The sequence below is a fragment of the Citrobacter sp. Colony219 genome (assembly GCF_019382635.1).
Taxonomy (GTDB): Bacteria; Pseudomonadota; Gammaproteobacteria; order Enterobacterales; family Enterobacteriaceae; genus Citrobacter; species Citrobacter youngae.
The window spans coordinates 2,613,884-2,628,432 of sequence record NZ_CP080033.1; the positions used below are offsets into that span (position 1 = coordinate 2,613,884).

Below are 14,549 nucleotides of genomic sequence, written 5' to 3' on the forward strand. Positions count from 1 at the left end.
TTGGCTCCGCAAGGGGAAGCCAATGACCTTCTGGAGTATTTTACGCCAGCGATGCTGGGGACTTATCCTGGTGGTTGCCGGTGTCTGTGTAATCACTTTTATTATTTCACACCTGATCCCGGGCGACCCTGCACGGCTGCTGGCCGGCGATCGCGCCAGTGATGAAATTGTCGAAAATATTCGCCAACAGCTGGGACTGAATCAGCCGCTGTATATTCAGTTTTTCCGTTACGTCAGCGATATTTTTCAGGGTGATTTAGGCACATCCATTCGCACCGGCCGTCCGGTGCTGGATGAACTGCGCGTATTCTTCCCTGCCACTCTTGAATTGGCCTTCTGCTCTCTGCTGCTGGCGCTGATCATCGGTATCCCGCTGGGTATTCTGTCTGCTGTCTGGCGCAACCGTTGGCTCGACCACCTCGTCCGCCTGATGGCGATCACCGGTATTTCGACCCCGGCATTCTGGTTGGGCCTCGGCGTTATCGTGCTGTTTTATGGCCATTTGCAGATTTTACCCGGCGGCGGACGGCTTGATGACTGGCTCGATCCCCCCACGCACGTCACCGGTTTCTATCTGGTTGATGCGCTACTGGAAGGCAACGCCGAGGTCTTTTTCAATGCGCTGCAGCACCTGATCCTGCCGTCGCTGACGCTGGCCTTTGTGCACTTAGGGATCGTTGCCCGACAGATTCGCTCCGCCATGCTGGAACAACTTGGCGAAGATTATATCCGCACCGCGCGTGCCAGTGGTTTACCGGGTTGGTACATCATTTTGTGTTATGCACTGCCGAATGCGTTGATTCCGTCAATAACCGTGCTGGGTCTGGCCCTGGGCGATCTGCTCTATGGCGCGGTACTGACCGAAACGGTCTTTGCCTGGCCGGGCATGGGCGCCTGGGTTGTGACCTCTATTCAGGCGCTTGATTTCCCGGCCGTGATGGGATTTGCCGTGGTGGTCTCCTTCGCCTATGTGCTGGTTAACCTGGTGGTGGATTTGCTCTATCTGTGGGTAGATCCTCGAATTGGACGTGGAGGCGCACAATGATGCTCACACAAGAAACGCCAGCGGCCCCGCAGACCGCCCGCCGTCGCACGGACTGGGCCAAATTGTTCTGGATGATGAAAAGCAGCCCGCTGACGCTGATTGGCGGCGTCATTATTGTACTGATGCTACTGTTAATGGTGCTCTCTCCGTGGATCACCCCTTACGATCCTAACGCCATCGATCTGACCGCTCGCCTGTTGCCACCGTCGGCCAGCCACTGGTTTGGCACCGATGAAGTGGGTCGTGATCTGTTCAGCCGCGTCCTGGTCGGAAGTCAGCAGTCAATTGTCGCCGGTCTGGTGGTGGTGGGTATCGCTGGCGGGCTGGGCTCGCTGTTGGGATGCCTGTCTGGCGTGATGGGCGGACGTGCCGATGCGATCATCATGCGTATGATGGATGTTATGCTGTCCATTCCTTCGCTGGTACTGACAATGGCACTGGCCGCTGCATTAGGGCCAAGCCTGTTCAACGCCATGCTGGCGATTGCGATTGTGCGTATTCCTTTCTATGTACGCCTCGCCCGCGGTCAAACGTTGGTCGTTCGTCAGTTTACTTATGTACAGGCCGCGCGAACCTATGGCGCATCACGCTGGCATCTGATCAGCTGGCATATTTTACGCAATTCACTTCCCCCGCTGATTGTGCAGGCATCACTGGATATTGGCAGTGCGATCCTGATGGCCGCCACGCTCGGATTTATTGGCCTCGGCGCCCAACAACCCAGCGCTGAATGGGGCGCAATGGTGGCGATTGGTAGAAACTACGTGCTTGACCAGTGGTGGTATTGCGCATTTCCTGGTGCCGCCATTCTGATTACCGCCGTGGGCTTTAATCTCTTTGGTGATGGTATTCGCGATCTGCTGGATCCGAAAGCCGGAGGAAAACAGTCATGACACAACCTGTCCTGGAGATCGAGAATTTACATCTGAGCTTCCCCGGTTATAAAGCGGATGTGCATGCGCTGAATCATGTGTCGCTGCATATCAACCGGGGTGAAATTGTCGGCGTGGTTGGTGAGTCTGGCTCAGGGAAATCCGTCACGGCCATGCTCGCCATGCGTCTGTTACCCGAAGGAAGCTATCGTATCCATCAGGGGCGCGTTACGCTGTTGGGTGAAGATGTTTTAACTGCCAGCGAAAAACAAATGCGCCAGTGGCGCGGCCAGCGCGTGGCGATGATTTTCCAGGAGCCGATGACGGCGTTGAATCCAACACGACGAATCGGCCAGCAAATGGTGGAGGTCATCCGTCACCATCAGGCATTGAGCCGCACGGATGCCCGGCAGAAAGCCATTGCGTTACTGGAAGAAATGCAAATCCCGGATGCCCCGGAAGTAATGTCCCGCTTCCCGTTTGAGCTTTCTGGGGGGATGCGTCAGCGCGTGATGATTGCGCTCGCGTTTTCCTGTGAGCCAGACCTGATCATTGCCGATGAACCCACCACCGCGCTGGATGTCACGGTACAGCTTCAGGTGCTGCGCTTACTGAAGCGTAAAGCGCGGGCCAGCGGTACCGCCGTGTTGTTTATCAGCCATGATATGGCCGTCGTCTCGCAATTGTGTGACCGGTTATACGTTATGTATGCCGGGAGCGTGATTGAAAGCGGCCCGACGCAAACCGTTATTCAGCACCCCACACATCCCTACTCTATTGGCCTCCTGAAGTGTGCGCCTGAGCACGGTGAACCGCGTGCTTTGCTCCCCGCGATTCCGGGTACCGTACCGAATTTAACCTGTTTACCCGTCGGATGTGCGTTCCGCGATCGCTGCTTTGCCGCGGGGCCTCGCTGTGAAGAAACACCTGATTTATGCAGCCAGGGCGGTGCGGATCAACAATCCGCCTGCTGGTACCCACAACTGGAGACGACACATGTCTGATATTTTACTGGACCTGCAGGATGTTCATATTAACTTCCCCGCGCGAAAAAACTGGCTCGGCAAAGTAACAGAGCGGGTGCATGCACTCAACGGTCTGGATTTACAAATCCGCCAGGGGGAAACGCTGGGGATTGTTGGCGAATCCGGCTGCGGTAAAAGTACGCTGGCACAACTGCTGATGGGGATGCTCAAACCGAGCCAGGGGCACTATTCTTGCGGCGGTGGCAAGCAACACAACGGTATGCAGATGGTCTTTCAGGACCCGCTTTCATCCCTGGATCCGCGCTTGCCGGTATGGCGAATAATCACTGAACCGGTATGGATCCAAAAGCGTAGCCCTGAACGCGAACGCCGCGCCCTGGCCGAGGATTTGGCTCGACAGGTAGGGATTCGTCCGGAATACCTCGATCGCCTGCCGCATGCCTTTTCTGGCGGACAGCGTCAGCGTATTGCCATCGCCCGCGCGCTGTCATCGGAGCCGGATGTGATCGTCCTTGATGAGCCGACGTCGGCACTGGATATTTCGGTACAGGCGCAAATCCTCAATCTGCTGGTTGCATTGCAGGCACGCCGGAATCTGACTTTTGTGCTGATATCGCATAACGTATCGGTCGTGCGGCATATGAGCGACCGCGTGGCGGTGATGTACCTTGGGCAAATTGTTGAGCTGGGCGATGCGCAACAGGTTCTCTCGCATCCGGCGCATCCTTACACCCGTCTGTTGCTGGATTCGGTGCCTAAAACGGGTACGCCGCTGGCTGAAGACCTGGTCCTGCGTAAAACCGAACTCCCCGGCAACAGGACGCTACCGCAAGGCTGTTTTTTCCGCGACAGATGCCCGCTGGCAACCCACGGATGTGAAAAAAAACAGACATTACTGAAAAATGAAACCGGACGCGAAGTTCGTTGTTGGCGGGCCATTGACATCTGCTGACTACGCATTTTCAGGCGAGATACGCCTTTTTCAGCGCGTCCACCAGCATTCCCGACGCGGTTGATAATTTATGGTGTGCCGAACGCAGCACTCCGATCCGCCGCTGGATCACGGGACCGTCAAGCTCTATACAGGTTGCGCCAAGTTCCGTCATTTGTGTTCGACACAGTGCGGGAACTGCGCTGCCGCCTAATCCGTTTGCCACCATACGGCCAACGGTCACCAGTTGATGGCTTTCCAGCGCAACGTCCAGCGTATGTCCGCTTTGCACCAGTTGTTCTTCCAGCATCAGGCGCACGGCAGATGGGCGTTGCAGCGTAATAAAATCCAGCGTCAGCAGTTCGCGCCACGCAATACGCTCTCGCCCCGCCAGCCTGGATGTTGGCGGGACGATCGCCACAAAACGATCGACACCGAGCGGCGTGAAGTGCAGTTGCCCTGAATAATCAGGCTCGAAGGCGATCCCCATCTCCACCCGCCCTTCACTCACCATTTCAATGACCTGTTCGTTGATCACATCGTGAACCGTCACGTTAATACCGGAATAGCAATCCCGAAAGGTTTTCAGTACCTGTGGCAGGACGTTAGCCGCAAACGAAGGCATGGCAGCAATGGAGATTTTACCGCGTTGCAGTGTAAAGCGCTGGCGCATTGCTTCTTCCGTATTCTCCCAGTCCGCCAGCAGTTGTCGCCCCATATTCAGCAGCGTTTCTCCTTCCTGCGTCAGGGTCACTTTGCGGGTGGTTCTCAACAGTAACGCCCCGCCCAGCGAGTCCTCAAGTCCTTTAATCGCCAGGCTTAATGCGGGCTGCGACATATTCAGTCTTTCACTGGCATGAGCAAAATTCAGAGTGTGAGCTACCGCTAAAAACGCGCGTAACTGTTTGATGCTCATTCCCATTTCGCATTCCTTTAACCTATTGAATACCTTTAATTAACATTAAATTGATAAAAAAACCCAATGAGTGAGTCACAAATTTAAAATTAACAAATCATTTTTCACCCCCAATGATGTCGGCAAGGACAACTGGAGGGACAAGTGTATGGCTGGACTGGATAAACGTGTCGCCACGTATCAAGAGGCGCTGGCAGGGCTGACCGACAATATGACGCTGCTGGCGGGCGGTTTTGGCTTATGCGGTATTCCTGAAAACCTGATTGCCGAAGTACGCCGTCGGGAGGTTCAGGGACTGACCGTCGTTTCAAACAACTGCGGCGTGGATGGTTTTGGCCTCGGTGTGCTGCTGGAAACACGTCAGGTACGTAAAGTGGTAGCGTCCTATGTTGGCGAAAATGCGCTGTTTGAAAAGCAGGTACTGAGCGGTGAACTGGAAGCCATTCTGACCCCACAGGGCACGCTGGCTGAGCAGTTACGTGCCGGCGGCGCAGGGATCCCGGCGTTTTTCACCGCCACAGGATACGGTACACCCGTCGCCGAAGGCAAAGAGGTACGTGAATTTGACGGCCGTCCTTACATTATGGAACAGGCGATTACCGGTGATTTTGCGCTGGTCAAAGGCTGGAAAGCCGACTGGTACGGCAACGTTATTTATCGCCACACCGCACAGAATTTTAATCCACTGATGGCCGCCGCCGGGCGTATTACCGTCGTGGAAGTCGAAGAAATTGTCCCTCCCGGCGAGCTGGACCCCGCCGCAATTCATACCCCGGGAATTTTCGTAAACCGCATCATTCAGGGGCAGTTTGAAAAACGCATTGAACAACGCACCCTGCGCCAGAAAGGAGCCTGACCATGTTAACACGTGAACAAATGGCGATGCGTGTCGCCCGGGAACTGCGCGACGGTTATTACGTCAACCTTGGGATCGGTATTCCAACTTTAGTGGCCAATTATATTCCCGATGGTATGGACGTGATGCTCCAGTCGGAGAACGGTCTGCTGGGGATGGGCCCGTTTCCGACCGAAGACGAAATTGATGCTGACATGATCAACGCCGGTAAACAGACCGTGACGGTGCGCAAAGGCGCGGCGATCTTCGACTCGGCGCAATCTTTCGCCATGATCCGCGGCGGTCACGTTGACCTGACGGTGCTCGGCGCGTTTGAAGTGGATGTTAACGGCAATATCGCCTCATGGATGATCCCCGGAAAAATGGTGAAAGGCATGGGTGGCGCGATGGACCTGGTGGCCGGGGCTGAAAACATCATTGTGGTGATGACGCATGCGTCCAAAAACGGTGAGTCCAAGCTGCTCCCCGCCTGCACCCTGCCATTAACCGGCGTGGCCTGCATTAAACGCGTACTTACCGACCTGGCGTTACTGGAGATCGCCGATGGCGCGTTCATTCTGCGCGAACGTGCGCCGGGCATCAGTGTGGATGAGATTGTCGCCAGAACAGCCGGCAAGCTGATCGTTCCCGAAAACGTCCCCGAAATGCAATTTAGCTGAGGAGCTGACCATGCAGGATGTTGTTATTGTCGCCGCAACGCGTACACCCATTGGCAGTTTCCACGGGGCGCTGGCACCGCTCAGTGCCGTGGAACTGGGGGCAGTGGTGATCCGCTCTCTGTTGGAAAAAACCGCCGTCGCGCCGGAGCAAGTTGACGAGGTGATCCTGGGGCAGGTTCTGACGGCGGGCAGCGGCCAGAATCCGGCCAGACAGACAGCACTACGGGCTGGCTTGCCGGTGACGGTCCCTGCGCTAACCATCAATCTGGTATGTGGTTCAGGTCTGAAAGCGGTGCAACAGGCGGTGCAGGCTATCCGCTGCGGTGATGCGGACATCATCATTGCCGGAGGCCAGGAAAGCATGAGCAATGCGCCCTATTTTCTCGACGGCGCACGCTCGGGTCTGCGTCTGGGGCATGCCAGTCTGAAAGACAGCGTGGTACACGACGGGTTGTGGGATGCGTTTAACGACTACCACATGGGTATTACTGCAGAAAATCTGGCAGATAAGTTTGTTATCAGTCGCGAACAACAGGATGCCTTTGCGCTGCAGTCTCAGCAGAAAGCCGCGGCGGCAATTGAAGCCGGTCGATTCAATGCAGAAATCACGCCGGTCAGTGTTCCACAAGGGAAAAAACCACCACGTTTGGTTGAGCGTGATGAACAATCGCGCCCGGATACTCAGGCGGAGAAACTGGCACAACTGAAACCGGCTTTTCGTCCTGGTAATGGCACAGTGACCGCAGGGAACGCCTCATCAATCAACGACGGCGCGGCGGCGGTGATGCTGATGAGCGCCGCCAAAGCAACAGAACTTAAGCTGCCGGTTCTTGCCCGGGTGGCGGGTTACGCCGTTTCCGGTGTCGACCCGGCCATTATGGGCATTGGGCCGGTAGAGGCGTCACTCCAGTGCCTGAAGCGAGCGGGCTGGACGTTGAATGATGTCGATCTCATTGAAGCCAACGAAGCCTTCGCCGCACAGGCGCTGGCGGTTGGCGAATCCCTGAACTGGGACAGCGACCGGGTGAACGTAAACGGCGGTGCGATTGCGCTGGGTCATCCGATTGGCGCCTCTGGCTGCCGCATTCTGGTGACCCTGTTACATGAAATGGCGCGCAGTAACGCGACCAAAGGGCTGGCTACGCTGTGCGTAGGCGGCGGTCAGGGCGTCGCGCTGGCGGTAGAGCGTTCAACAGGAGAACAGCATGCAAAATAATCACTTTAGCGTCCTGGGCGCGGGTTTAATGGGCGTCGGCATTGCCACTCACTTTGCCCGTTTTGGCCATAATATCTGGCTATTTGATACCGATAGCGACCGGATTGCTGAAATTAACGCCGTTGCCGGGAGCATTCTCGATGAGCTGATCGCGACTGAGCAGTTTCACGCAGAGGAAAAAGCGTCGGTTCTGAGTCGCTTGCACGGTACGACTTCGCTGCAGGATATCGCCACCGCGCAATTACTGATTGAAGCGATCCCGGAACGACTCGAGCTCAAACACGCACTGTATGCACAACTGGAAGCATTAATCGCCCCAGATGCGGTGATCGCCAGTAATACCAGTGGCCTGCCGCCGGATGCGCTGGCAGAAAAACTCACCCACCCCGAACGGTTGCTGATCGCCCATTTCTGGCATCCCCCCCACTTTATTCCGCTGGTTGAAATTGTGCCGGGTTCAGCAACGAAACCGGAATATCTCAGCGAGTTGCAACGTCTGTTGCTCTCGATGCAGCTGGAAGCGGTGGTGCTCGATCGCGCCGCACCGGGGTTTGTCGGTAACCGTTTGCAATTCGCACTGCTGCGTGAAGCGCTGCATATCGTCAAAAGCGGGATCGCCAGCGCGGAAGTGGTGGATCAGGTGATGCGCGCCTCCCTCGGGCGTCGCTATGCGATGGTCGGTCCGCTGGAGGCGGCTGATATGACCGGGCTGTCTACGGTGCAGGATATTTGCCGCCATCTGCTCCCGGAGCTGGCCACTGGCAGCGACATGATGTCACTTGTTGCTGACAAGGTTGCCAACGGCGACACCGGCTTGCGCAGTGGTCAGGGCTTTTATCGCTGGGATGATTCGCGCAAGGAATACATCCAGCAACGCCGTGAACATCAACTGCGCTTTGCCCTGAAGCCATAACGTCTCTTTCTGTACCCCACTATAATAATAAGGAGTCATGATGAGTGTATTAATCGCCCTGGCAGCGCTGGGCTTGCTGATGCTGGCAGCCTATCGCGGATACAGCGTTATCCTGTTTGCCCCCATCGCGGCATTAGGTGCTGTTCTGCTTACGGAACCGAGCGCCGTCGGCCCCGCCTTCACCGGTCTGTTTATGGAAAAAATGGTCGGTTTTGTAAAGCTTTACTTCCCGGTGTTCCTGCTGGGAGCGGTGTTTGGCAAGTTAATCGAGTTATCCGGTTTTTCCCGTTCAATCGTTGCTGCTGCCATCAACATTCTCGGACGTCGTCACGCCATTCCGGTGATTGTGCTGGTATGTGCTCTCCTGACCTACGGCGGTGTGTCGCTGTTCGTAGTGGCCTTTGCGGTGTATCCGTTCGCGGCTGAACTGTTCCGTCAAAGTAATATTCCGAAGCGCCTGATCCCGGCAACCGTGGCGCTGGGGGCATTCTCTTTCACGATGGATGCCCTGCCGGGGACGCCGCAGATCCAGAACATCATTCCAACCAGCTTCTTTGGGACTAACGCCTGGGCCGCGCCGTGGCTGGGGCTGATTGGCTCGCTCTTTATTATCTTTGTTGGCCTGATGTACCTCGAGCGCCAGCGTCGGAAAGCGCAGGCTAAAAATGAAGGCTATGGCACTGAGCTGTTAAACGAGCCGGAGACGCCGGATAACATTAACCTGCCAAACCCGATTATTGCTATTTCTCCGCTGATCCTGGTGGGTGTGTTTAACCTGCTGTTTACCCGCTGGATCCCGCAGTGGTATGGCGCAACGCATCAATTGGAACTCCCGGGGCTTGCCAAACCTATTACCACTGAAGTGGGGAAAATTACGGCTATTTGGGCGGTAGAAGCGGCATTGATATCGGGGATCCTGCTGGTGGTGGTGTTCGGCTATCGCAATATCAAAGGTCGCCTGGCGGAAGGCAGCCGAACGGCGGTTGGCGGCGCTATCCTGGCCGCGATGAATACCGCATCAGAATACGGTTTTGGCGCGGTTATCGCTGCCCTGCCGGGGTTTCTGGTGTTGTCAAAAGCGCTGGCTGCCATTCCCGATCCGTTGCTCAATGAAGCGATCAGCATTACCACGCTTGCCGGGATCACCGGCTCGGCATCCGGCGGGATGAGTATTGCGCTCGCGGCGATGTCTGATACGTTCATTGCTGCTGCCCATGCCGCCAATATTCCACTTGAAGTCTTCCACCGCGTCGCATCGATGGCAAGCGGCGGCATGGACACTCTGCCACATAACGGCGCGGTCATTACCCTGCTGGCGATTACCGGCCTCAGCCATCGTCAGGCGTACGGCGGGATTTTTGCCATCACCGTAATCAAAAGCCTGGCCGTGCTGTTTGTAATCGGCGTTTTCTACACCACCGGAATTGTTTAAGGAGAATCATCATGAACTTAACGGGAAAAGTTGCCCTGGTTACCGGCTCGACCAGCGGTATCGGATTAGGCATCGCGCAGGTACTGGCGCAGGCGGGCGCGACGCTGATCCTTAACGGATTTGGTGATGTCGATGCCGCCAAAGATGCCGTTGCGCAATATGGCAAAACGCCAGGCTATCATGGTGCGGACTTAAGCGATGAAGCGCAAATTGCCGACATGATGCGTTATGCCGAAAGCGAATTCGGTGGTGTGGATATTCTGGTCAACAACGCCGGGATCCAGCACGTTTCACCGGTAGAGACTTTTCAGGTTGATAAGTGGAACGCGATTATCGCCATTAACCTCTCTTCTGTTTTTCATACCACGCGCCTGGCGCTTCCCGGCATGCGTACGCGTAACTGGGGACGCATCATCAATATCGCCTCTGTTCATGGTCTGGTGGCCTCAAAAGACAAATCTGCTTATGTGGCAGCGAAGCATGGCGTGGTGGGTTTAACCAAAACCATTGCGCTTGAAACCGCGCAGACGGGAATCACCTGCAATGCGCTGTGTCCCGGCTGGGTGTTGACCCCGCTGGTCCAACAGCAGATCGACAAACGTATTGCTGATGGTGCAGAGCCCGCTGCGGCGCGTGACGCTCTGCTGGCGGAAAAGCAGCCGTCACGCGAATTTGTCACGCCGGAACAGTTGGGTGAGCTGGCGCTATTTCTGTGCTCAGACGGCGCAGCGCAGGTGCGCGGCGTAGCGTGGAATATGGATGGCGGCTGGGTGGCGCAGTAATACCCTCGGGTGCCGGATAAGACGCGGTCGCATCCGGCACGCCATTACTAAGATTTCAATTGATAATCCAGCGTAATTTCCGCTTTCAGAACCTGCGACACCGGGCATCCGGCTTTCGCTTTCTGAATAATGCCGTCAAACGTAGCGGCGTCTATCCCCGGAACGCTCACCTGGCTGTGTAACGCCACTTTGGTGATAGCAAAACCGGCATCCACCTTATCCAGAGAAACATCGGCAGTCGTATCAATGGCATCTGGCGTAAAACCTGCTTCGCCCAGCATCAACGACAGTGCCATCGAGAAGCAGGCAGCATGTGCTGCAGCAATCAACTCTTCAGGGTTAGTGCCTTTGACGCCTTCAAAACGTGTATTAAATCCATACGGTTGCTGGTTAAGTACGCCACTTTCGGTCGACACGGTCCCTTTACCGCGTTTAATGTCGCCTTCCCAGTGGGCCTGACCTTTCTTATGGATAGTCATTACCGCTCTCCTGTGTTGTCATCGGAGTAACAAGTATAGGCCTCATGGGAAAATGCATGACCATAATGGAAAGTTCTGCATTTCCTGCTTAAGCATTGACCTTTCAGATAAAATGACCGACCATCCAGAGAGCCGTTAGTTTACTCATCGGCTTTTTGTCAGGTTGTATTTCGTCCGTTCTTACGCGGGCTCGCCCTTGAAACCAGTAACAGGATTAAGGAGTTAAAATGAAATCGAACCGTCAGGCCCGTCATATTCTTGGACTGGACCACAAAATCTCCAATCAACGTAAAGTCGTGACCGAAGGCGACAAATCCAGCGTGGTCAACAATCCTACCGGAAGAAAACGCCGCGCTGACAGCAAATAGTTTCCCGCACGACATACTGATTAAAGAGATAAACACCATTGCAACCGCAGTGGTGTTTTTGCTTATAAAACCCCTTAACCCATTCACAATGCTTTATACTTCGCCCGTTTCCCTGGCGGACAGGCCCTATACGATCATAAAGAGTGCCAGGGACGGTTATTCAAAAAAGAGTGAGTGACATGGAAAACGAAACTAAAAAACTGCGTTCCCTTTACATCCCTTACGCTGGCCCGGTACTGCTGGAATTCCCTTTACTGAATAAAGGGAGCGCTTTCAGTGTGGAAGAACGCCGTAACTTCAACCTGCTGGGGTTACTGCCGGAAGTGGTCGAGACGATTGAAGAACAGGCTGAACGTGCCTGGATCCAATATCAGGGATTCAAAACCGAAATCGATAAACATATTTACCTGCGCAACATCCAGGATACCAACGAAACCCTGTTCTATCGACTGGTGCATAATCATCTTGATGAGATGATGCCGGTTATCTACACCCCAACGGTAGGCGCGGCCTGTGAGCGTTTCTCTGAGATCTATCGTCGCGCCCGCGGCGTGTTTATCTCGTATCAGAACCGTCACAACATGGACGATATTCTGCAAAACGTCCCGAACCACAATATCAAGGTTATCGTCGTCACCGACGGTGAACGCATCCTTGGTCTTGGCGATCAGGGGATCGGCGGGATGGGTATTCCAATCGGTAAGCTGTCGCTGTATACCGCGTGTGGCGGGATTAGTCCGGCTTACACCCTGCCGGTGGTACTTGACGTCGGGACCAACAACCAGCAATTGCTGAACGATCCGCTGTACATGGGGTGGCGTAATCCGCGCATTACTGATGATGAATACTACGAATTTGTTGATGAATTCATCCAGGCCGTGAAGCATCGCTGGCCTGATGTGCTGTTGCAGTTTGAAGATTTCGCGCAGAAAAACGCCATGCCGCTCCTGACCCGTTATCGCGATGAAATTTGCTCATTCAACGACGATATTCAGGGCACCGCAGCGGTTACCGTCGGTACGCTGATTGCGGCCAGCCGTGCAGCCGGCAGCCAGTTGAGCGAGCAGAACATTGTTTTCCTTGGGGCGGGTTCCGCCGGTTGCGGGATTGCCGAGCAGATCATCGCGCAAATCCAGCGTGAAGGTTTAAGCGAAGAAGCCGCGCGTCAACGCGTGTTCATGGTCGATCGCTTCGGCCTGTTAACCGATAAAATGCCCAACCTGCTCTCTTTCCAGACCAAACTGGTGCAAAAACGCGAAAATCTTCAGCACTGGGATACACAAGAAGATGTGCTGTCGTTGCTTGACGTGGTCCGCAACGTTAAACCTGACATCCTGATCGGGGTTTCCGGACAGGTTGGCCTGTTTACTGAAGAGATCATTCGCGAAATGCACAAGCATTGTCCGCGTCCGATCGTTATGCCGCTGTCTAACCCGACCTCGCGCGTTGAAGCCACGCCACAGGATATTATCGCCTGGACCGAAGGTAACGCGCTGGTTGCCACCGGCAGCCCGTTCGCCCCGGTCGCCTGGAAAGATAAAATCTACCCGATTGCCCAGTGTAATAATGCGTACATCTTCCCGGGTATCGGCCTTGGCGTGATAGCCTCTGGCGCCAAACGCATCACCGATGAAATGCTGATGTCGGCCAGCGAAACGCTGGCGCAGTACTCACCGCTGGTGCTGAACGGTGAAGGACTGGTGTTACCGGAACTGAAAGATATTCAGACGGTTTCTCGTGCCATTGCCTTTGCCGTCGGTAAAATGGCCCAGCAGCAGGGTGTGGCGGTGAAAACCTCCGCTGAAGCGCTGCAACAGGCAATCGACGAGAATTTCTGGCAGGCGGAATATCGCGACTACCGTCGTACTTCTATTTGACGGTTTGCCCGGCGGTGCTCTGCCGCCGGGTGTTCAACACTTGCGTAATCCAGTAGCTTGCGTTTACACTTTCACCATCGATTAACATTCGGAAATATAAAAGGAGGATACTTATGCTGTACTGTGAACGTTTCATCGTTTCACATGCTTTTGGCGATCGCCAGTGCTCAAGCGTTATCGGTATCGTGCTGCGATAACTTCTGCTTGAGCGAAGCTAACATCTAAATCCCCTTCTCTCGGGCTTACCGGGTTATCGTCAGCGATGTTTGACGAGGCGTTTTTACGCCTGTAACTCTTGAGTAAGCAACAATGAGCACATTACTAACCGCACAATCCTTACACGTTGATACGGCATTCGGCACCCTGTTCGACGATCTTTCCTTTACCCTGAAAAAAGACGACCGCATCGGGCTTATCGGTTACAACGGCTGCGGCAAAAGCACGCTGTTAAAACTGCTCGATGGCACGATTTCGCCCACCAGCGGAGCAATCGCGCAGGCGAATTACTGCCACCTCGCCCGTGTGGAGCAGCACTTGCCGGACGATATACTGCCGCTTACGCTGCAGGAGGCCGTTCTCGCTCAACTTCCTGAGCATGAGCGTGCGGCTCAACAATGGCGGGTTGAAGCACTGCTTGCCGAAATGGGCTTTACGCCGGAAAATTTGCATCTCACTGCGCAAACTCTGAGCGGTGGACAGCACACACGCCTGCTGCTGGCGCGTGCGCTAATGCGAAACCCTGACCTGATGCTACTGGACGAACCTGGCAACCACCTGGATTTGCCGACATTGCTATGGCTGGAGCAGTTCTTACAGAACTGGTCTGGCAGCTTCGTGGTGGTGTCCCATGATCCACAACTGCTTGATGCCGTCACGCAGGGAACATGGATCCTGCGCGATCGCACACTGCACGCTTTTGATCTTCCATGCAGCGCCGCTCGTCAGGCTCTGGTTGAGAGAGATGCCAGCGATGCACTGCGCTATAAGGCGGAACAAAAGGAGATTGATCGCGTTACCGCCAGTGCCAAACGACTGGCAACCTGGGGGCGTGTCTATGACAACGAAGATTTGTCCCGCAAAGCAAAGCAGATGGAAAAGCAGGTGCAGCGCCTGAAGGATGTTCAGACGGAAGTGACCGCAGGAAGTCAGTGGACACTAACATTGCAGGGTGATGCCCTGCGTGCAGATCGTTTGCTGGAGATGACCAATCTGTCTGT

The 14,549-nt window shown here is 55.1% G+C and carries 15 protein-coding genes; 13 read left to right on the plus strand and 2 right to left on the minus strand.

All coding sequences use genetic code 11. The features are described from left to right. The first annotated feature begins 22 nt into the window (after positions 1 to 22). The 4 genes from JTI85_RS11650 to JTI85_RS11665 are packed head-to-tail and all read left to right on the plus strand — an operon-like array spanning position 23 to position 3,855. Positions 23 to 1,045 (plus strand): ABC transporter permease, encoded by a 1,023-nt coding sequence (locus JTI85_RS11650; protein WP_061067898.1) that lies wholly within the window; start codon positions 23 to 25, stop codon positions 1,043 to 1,045. After that, positions 1,042 to 1,938 (plus strand): D,D-dipeptide ABC transporter permease, encoded by an 897-nt coding sequence (gene ddpC, locus JTI85_RS11655; protein WP_137363805.1) that lies wholly within the window; start codon positions 1,042 to 1,044, stop codon positions 1,936 to 1,938. The genes JTI85_RS11650 and ddpC overlap by 4 nt, the downstream gene beginning before the upstream one ends. After that, positions 1,935 to 2,921 carry an ABC transporter ATP-binding protein gene (locus JTI85_RS11660; protein ID WP_048211661.1) on the plus strand — a complete coding sequence of 329 codons (987 nt, stop codon included), beginning with the start codon at positions 1,935 to 1,937 and terminating at the stop codon, positions 2,919 to 2,921. The genes ddpC and JTI85_RS11660 overlap by 4 nt, the downstream gene beginning before the upstream one ends. Then, positions 2,914 to 3,855: an ABC transporter ATP-binding protein gene (locus tag JTI85_RS11665; RefSeq protein WP_061067900.1), complete on the plus strand. Its 942-nt coding sequence runs from the start codon at positions 2,914 to 2,916 to the stop codon at positions 3,853 to 3,855. Before JTI85_RS11660 ends, JTI85_RS11665 begins: the two co-directional genes overlap by 8 nt. A gap of 10 nt (positions 3,856 to 3,865) precedes the next feature. Here the strand turns inward: JTI85_RS11665 and JTI85_RS11670 are convergent, their stop codons facing one another. Continuing rightward, positions 3,866 to 4,756, minus strand: a complete 891-nt coding sequence (locus tag JTI85_RS11670) for a LysR family transcriptional regulator (RefSeq protein ID WP_061067901.1) — start codon at positions 4,754 to 4,756, stop codon at positions 3,866 to 3,868. A gap of 142 nt (positions 4,757 to 4,898) precedes the next feature. On the opposite strand from JTI85_RS11670, the gene JTI85_RS11675 reads away from it, so the two are divergent. Genes JTI85_RS11675 through JTI85_RS11700 form a run of 6 tightly spaced genes read left to right on the plus strand, consistent with a single transcriptional unit; the run spans position 4,899 to position 10,608 of the window. Then, complete coding sequence (locus JTI85_RS11675; RefSeq protein ID WP_048211658.1) at positions 4,899 to 5,606, plus strand: CoA transferase subunit A; 708 nt, start codon at positions 4,899 to 4,901, stop codon at positions 5,604 to 5,606. A gap of 2 nt (positions 5,607 to 5,608) precedes the next feature. Continuing rightward, positions 5,609 to 6,265: a CoA transferase subunit B gene (locus JTI85_RS11680; protein ID WP_219351518.1), complete on the plus strand. Its 657-nt coding sequence runs from the start codon at positions 5,609 to 5,611 to the stop codon at positions 6,263 to 6,265. Positions 6,266 to 6,275: 10 nt separating this feature from the next. Next, the gene (locus tag JTI85_RS11685) at positions 6,276 to 7,481 is read left to right on the plus strand and encodes an acetyl-CoA C-acetyltransferase (RefSeq protein ID WP_219351519.1); all 1,206 of its coding nucleotides are present in this window, start codon (positions 6,276 to 6,278) and stop codon (positions 7,479 to 7,481) included. After that, the gene (locus JTI85_RS11690; protein ID WP_121584645.1) at positions 7,471 to 8,394 is read left to right on the plus strand and encodes a 3-hydroxyacyl-CoA dehydrogenase family protein; all 924 of its coding nucleotides are present in this window, start codon (positions 7,471 to 7,473) and stop codon (positions 8,392 to 8,394) included. Before JTI85_RS11685 ends, JTI85_RS11690 begins: the two co-directional genes overlap by 11 nt. A 37-nt stretch (positions 8,395 to 8,431) precedes the next feature. Next, entirely contained in the window at positions 8,432 to 9,826 is a 1,395-nt protein-coding gene (locus JTI85_RS11695) for a GntP family permease (protein ID WP_197081310.1), read from the plus strand. 11 nt (positions 9,827 to 9,837) lie between these two features. Beyond that, a complete protein-coding gene (locus JTI85_RS11700; protein WP_219351521.1) occupies positions 9,838 to 10,608 on the plus strand; it encodes a 3-hydroxybutyrate dehydrogenase in 771 nt (256 codons plus the stop codon). 47 nt (positions 10,609 to 10,655) lie between these two features. Here JTI85_RS11700 and JTI85_RS11705 read toward each other — a convergent pair whose 3' ends face one another. Further along, positions 10,656 to 11,087, minus strand: coding sequence for an OsmC family protein (locus JTI85_RS11705; RefSeq protein ID WP_219351523.1), 432 nt, complete (start codon positions 11,085 to 11,087; stop codon positions 10,656 to 10,658). Between the two features lie 227 nt (positions 11,088 to 11,314). Between JTI85_RS11705 and sra the strand changes: the two genes are divergently transcribed. The 3 genes from sra to JTI85_RS21405 form a co-directional block, all read left to right on the plus strand. Then, on the plus strand, positions 11,315 to 11,455 hold the full coding sequence (sra, locus tag JTI85_RS11710; RefSeq protein WP_005126806.1) for a stationary-phase-induced ribosome-associated protein: 141 nt from the start codon (positions 11,315 to 11,317) through the stop codon (positions 11,453 to 11,455). Between the two features lie 179 nt (positions 11,456 to 11,634). Beyond that, the gene (gene maeA, locus JTI85_RS11715; protein ID WP_048211651.1) at positions 11,635 to 13,332 is read left to right on the plus strand and encodes a malate dehydrogenase; all 1,698 of its coding nucleotides are present in this window, start codon (positions 11,635 to 11,637) and stop codon (positions 13,330 to 13,332) included. 309 nt (positions 13,333 to 13,641) lie between these two features. Beyond that, on the plus strand, positions 13,642 to 14,549 hold a 908-nt coding region (locus JTI85_RS21405), incomplete at its 3' end, for an ATP-binding cassette domain-containing protein (protein ID WP_255574749.1).

What these genes read in the sequence shown, in the direction of transcription:
- JTI85_RS11650 (WP_061067898.1), top strand. Translation starts at nt 23, where the DNA reads ATGACCTTCTGGAGTATTTTACGCCAGCGATGCTGGGGACTTATCCTG.
- ddpC (WP_137363805.1), top strand. Translation starts at nt 1,042, where the DNA reads ATGATGCTCACACAAGAAACGCCAGCGGCCCCGCAGACCGCCCGCCGT.
- JTI85_RS11660 (WP_048211661.1), top strand. Translation starts at nt 1,935, where the DNA reads ATGACACAACCTGTCCTGGAGATCGAGAATTTACATCTGAGCTTCCCC.
- JTI85_RS11665 (WP_061067900.1), top strand. Translation starts at nt 2,914, where the DNA reads ATGTCTGATATTTTACTGGACCTGCAGGATGTTCATATTAACTTCCCC.
- JTI85_RS11670 (WP_061067901.1), bottom strand. Translation starts at nt 4,756, where the DNA reads ATGGGAATGAGCATCAAACAGTTACGCGCGTTTTTAGCGGTAGCTCAC.
- JTI85_RS11675 (WP_048211658.1), top strand. Translation starts at nt 4,899, where the DNA reads ATGGCTGGACTGGATAAACGTGTCGCCACGTATCAAGAGGCGCTGGCA.
- JTI85_RS11680 (WP_219351518.1), top strand. Translation starts at nt 5,609, where the DNA reads ATGTTAACACGTGAACAAATGGCGATGCGTGTCGCCCGGGAACTGCGC.
- JTI85_RS11685 (WP_219351519.1), top strand. Translation starts at nt 6,276, where the DNA reads ATGCAGGATGTTGTTATTGTCGCCGCAACGCGTACACCCATTGGCAGT.
- JTI85_RS11690 (WP_121584645.1), top strand. Translation starts at nt 7,471, where the DNA reads ATGCAAAATAATCACTTTAGCGTCCTGGGCGCGGGTTTAATGGGCGTC.
- JTI85_RS11695 (WP_197081310.1), top strand. Translation starts at nt 8,432, where the DNA reads ATGATGAGTGTATTAATCGCCCTGGCAGCGCTGGGCTTGCTGATGCTG.
- JTI85_RS11700 (WP_219351521.1), top strand. Translation starts at nt 9,838, where the DNA reads ATGAACTTAACGGGAAAAGTTGCCCTGGTTACCGGCTCGACCAGCGGT.
- JTI85_RS11705 (WP_219351523.1), bottom strand. Translation starts at nt 11,087, where the DNA reads ATGACTATCCATAAGAAAGGTCAGGCCCACTGGGAAGGCGACATTAAA.
- sra (WP_005126806.1), top strand. Translation starts at nt 11,315, where the DNA reads ATGAAATCGAACCGTCAGGCCCGTCATATTCTTGGACTGGACCACAAA.
- maeA (WP_048211651.1), top strand. Translation starts at nt 11,635, where the DNA reads ATGGAAAACGAAACTAAAAAACTGCGTTCCCTTTACATCCCTTACGCT.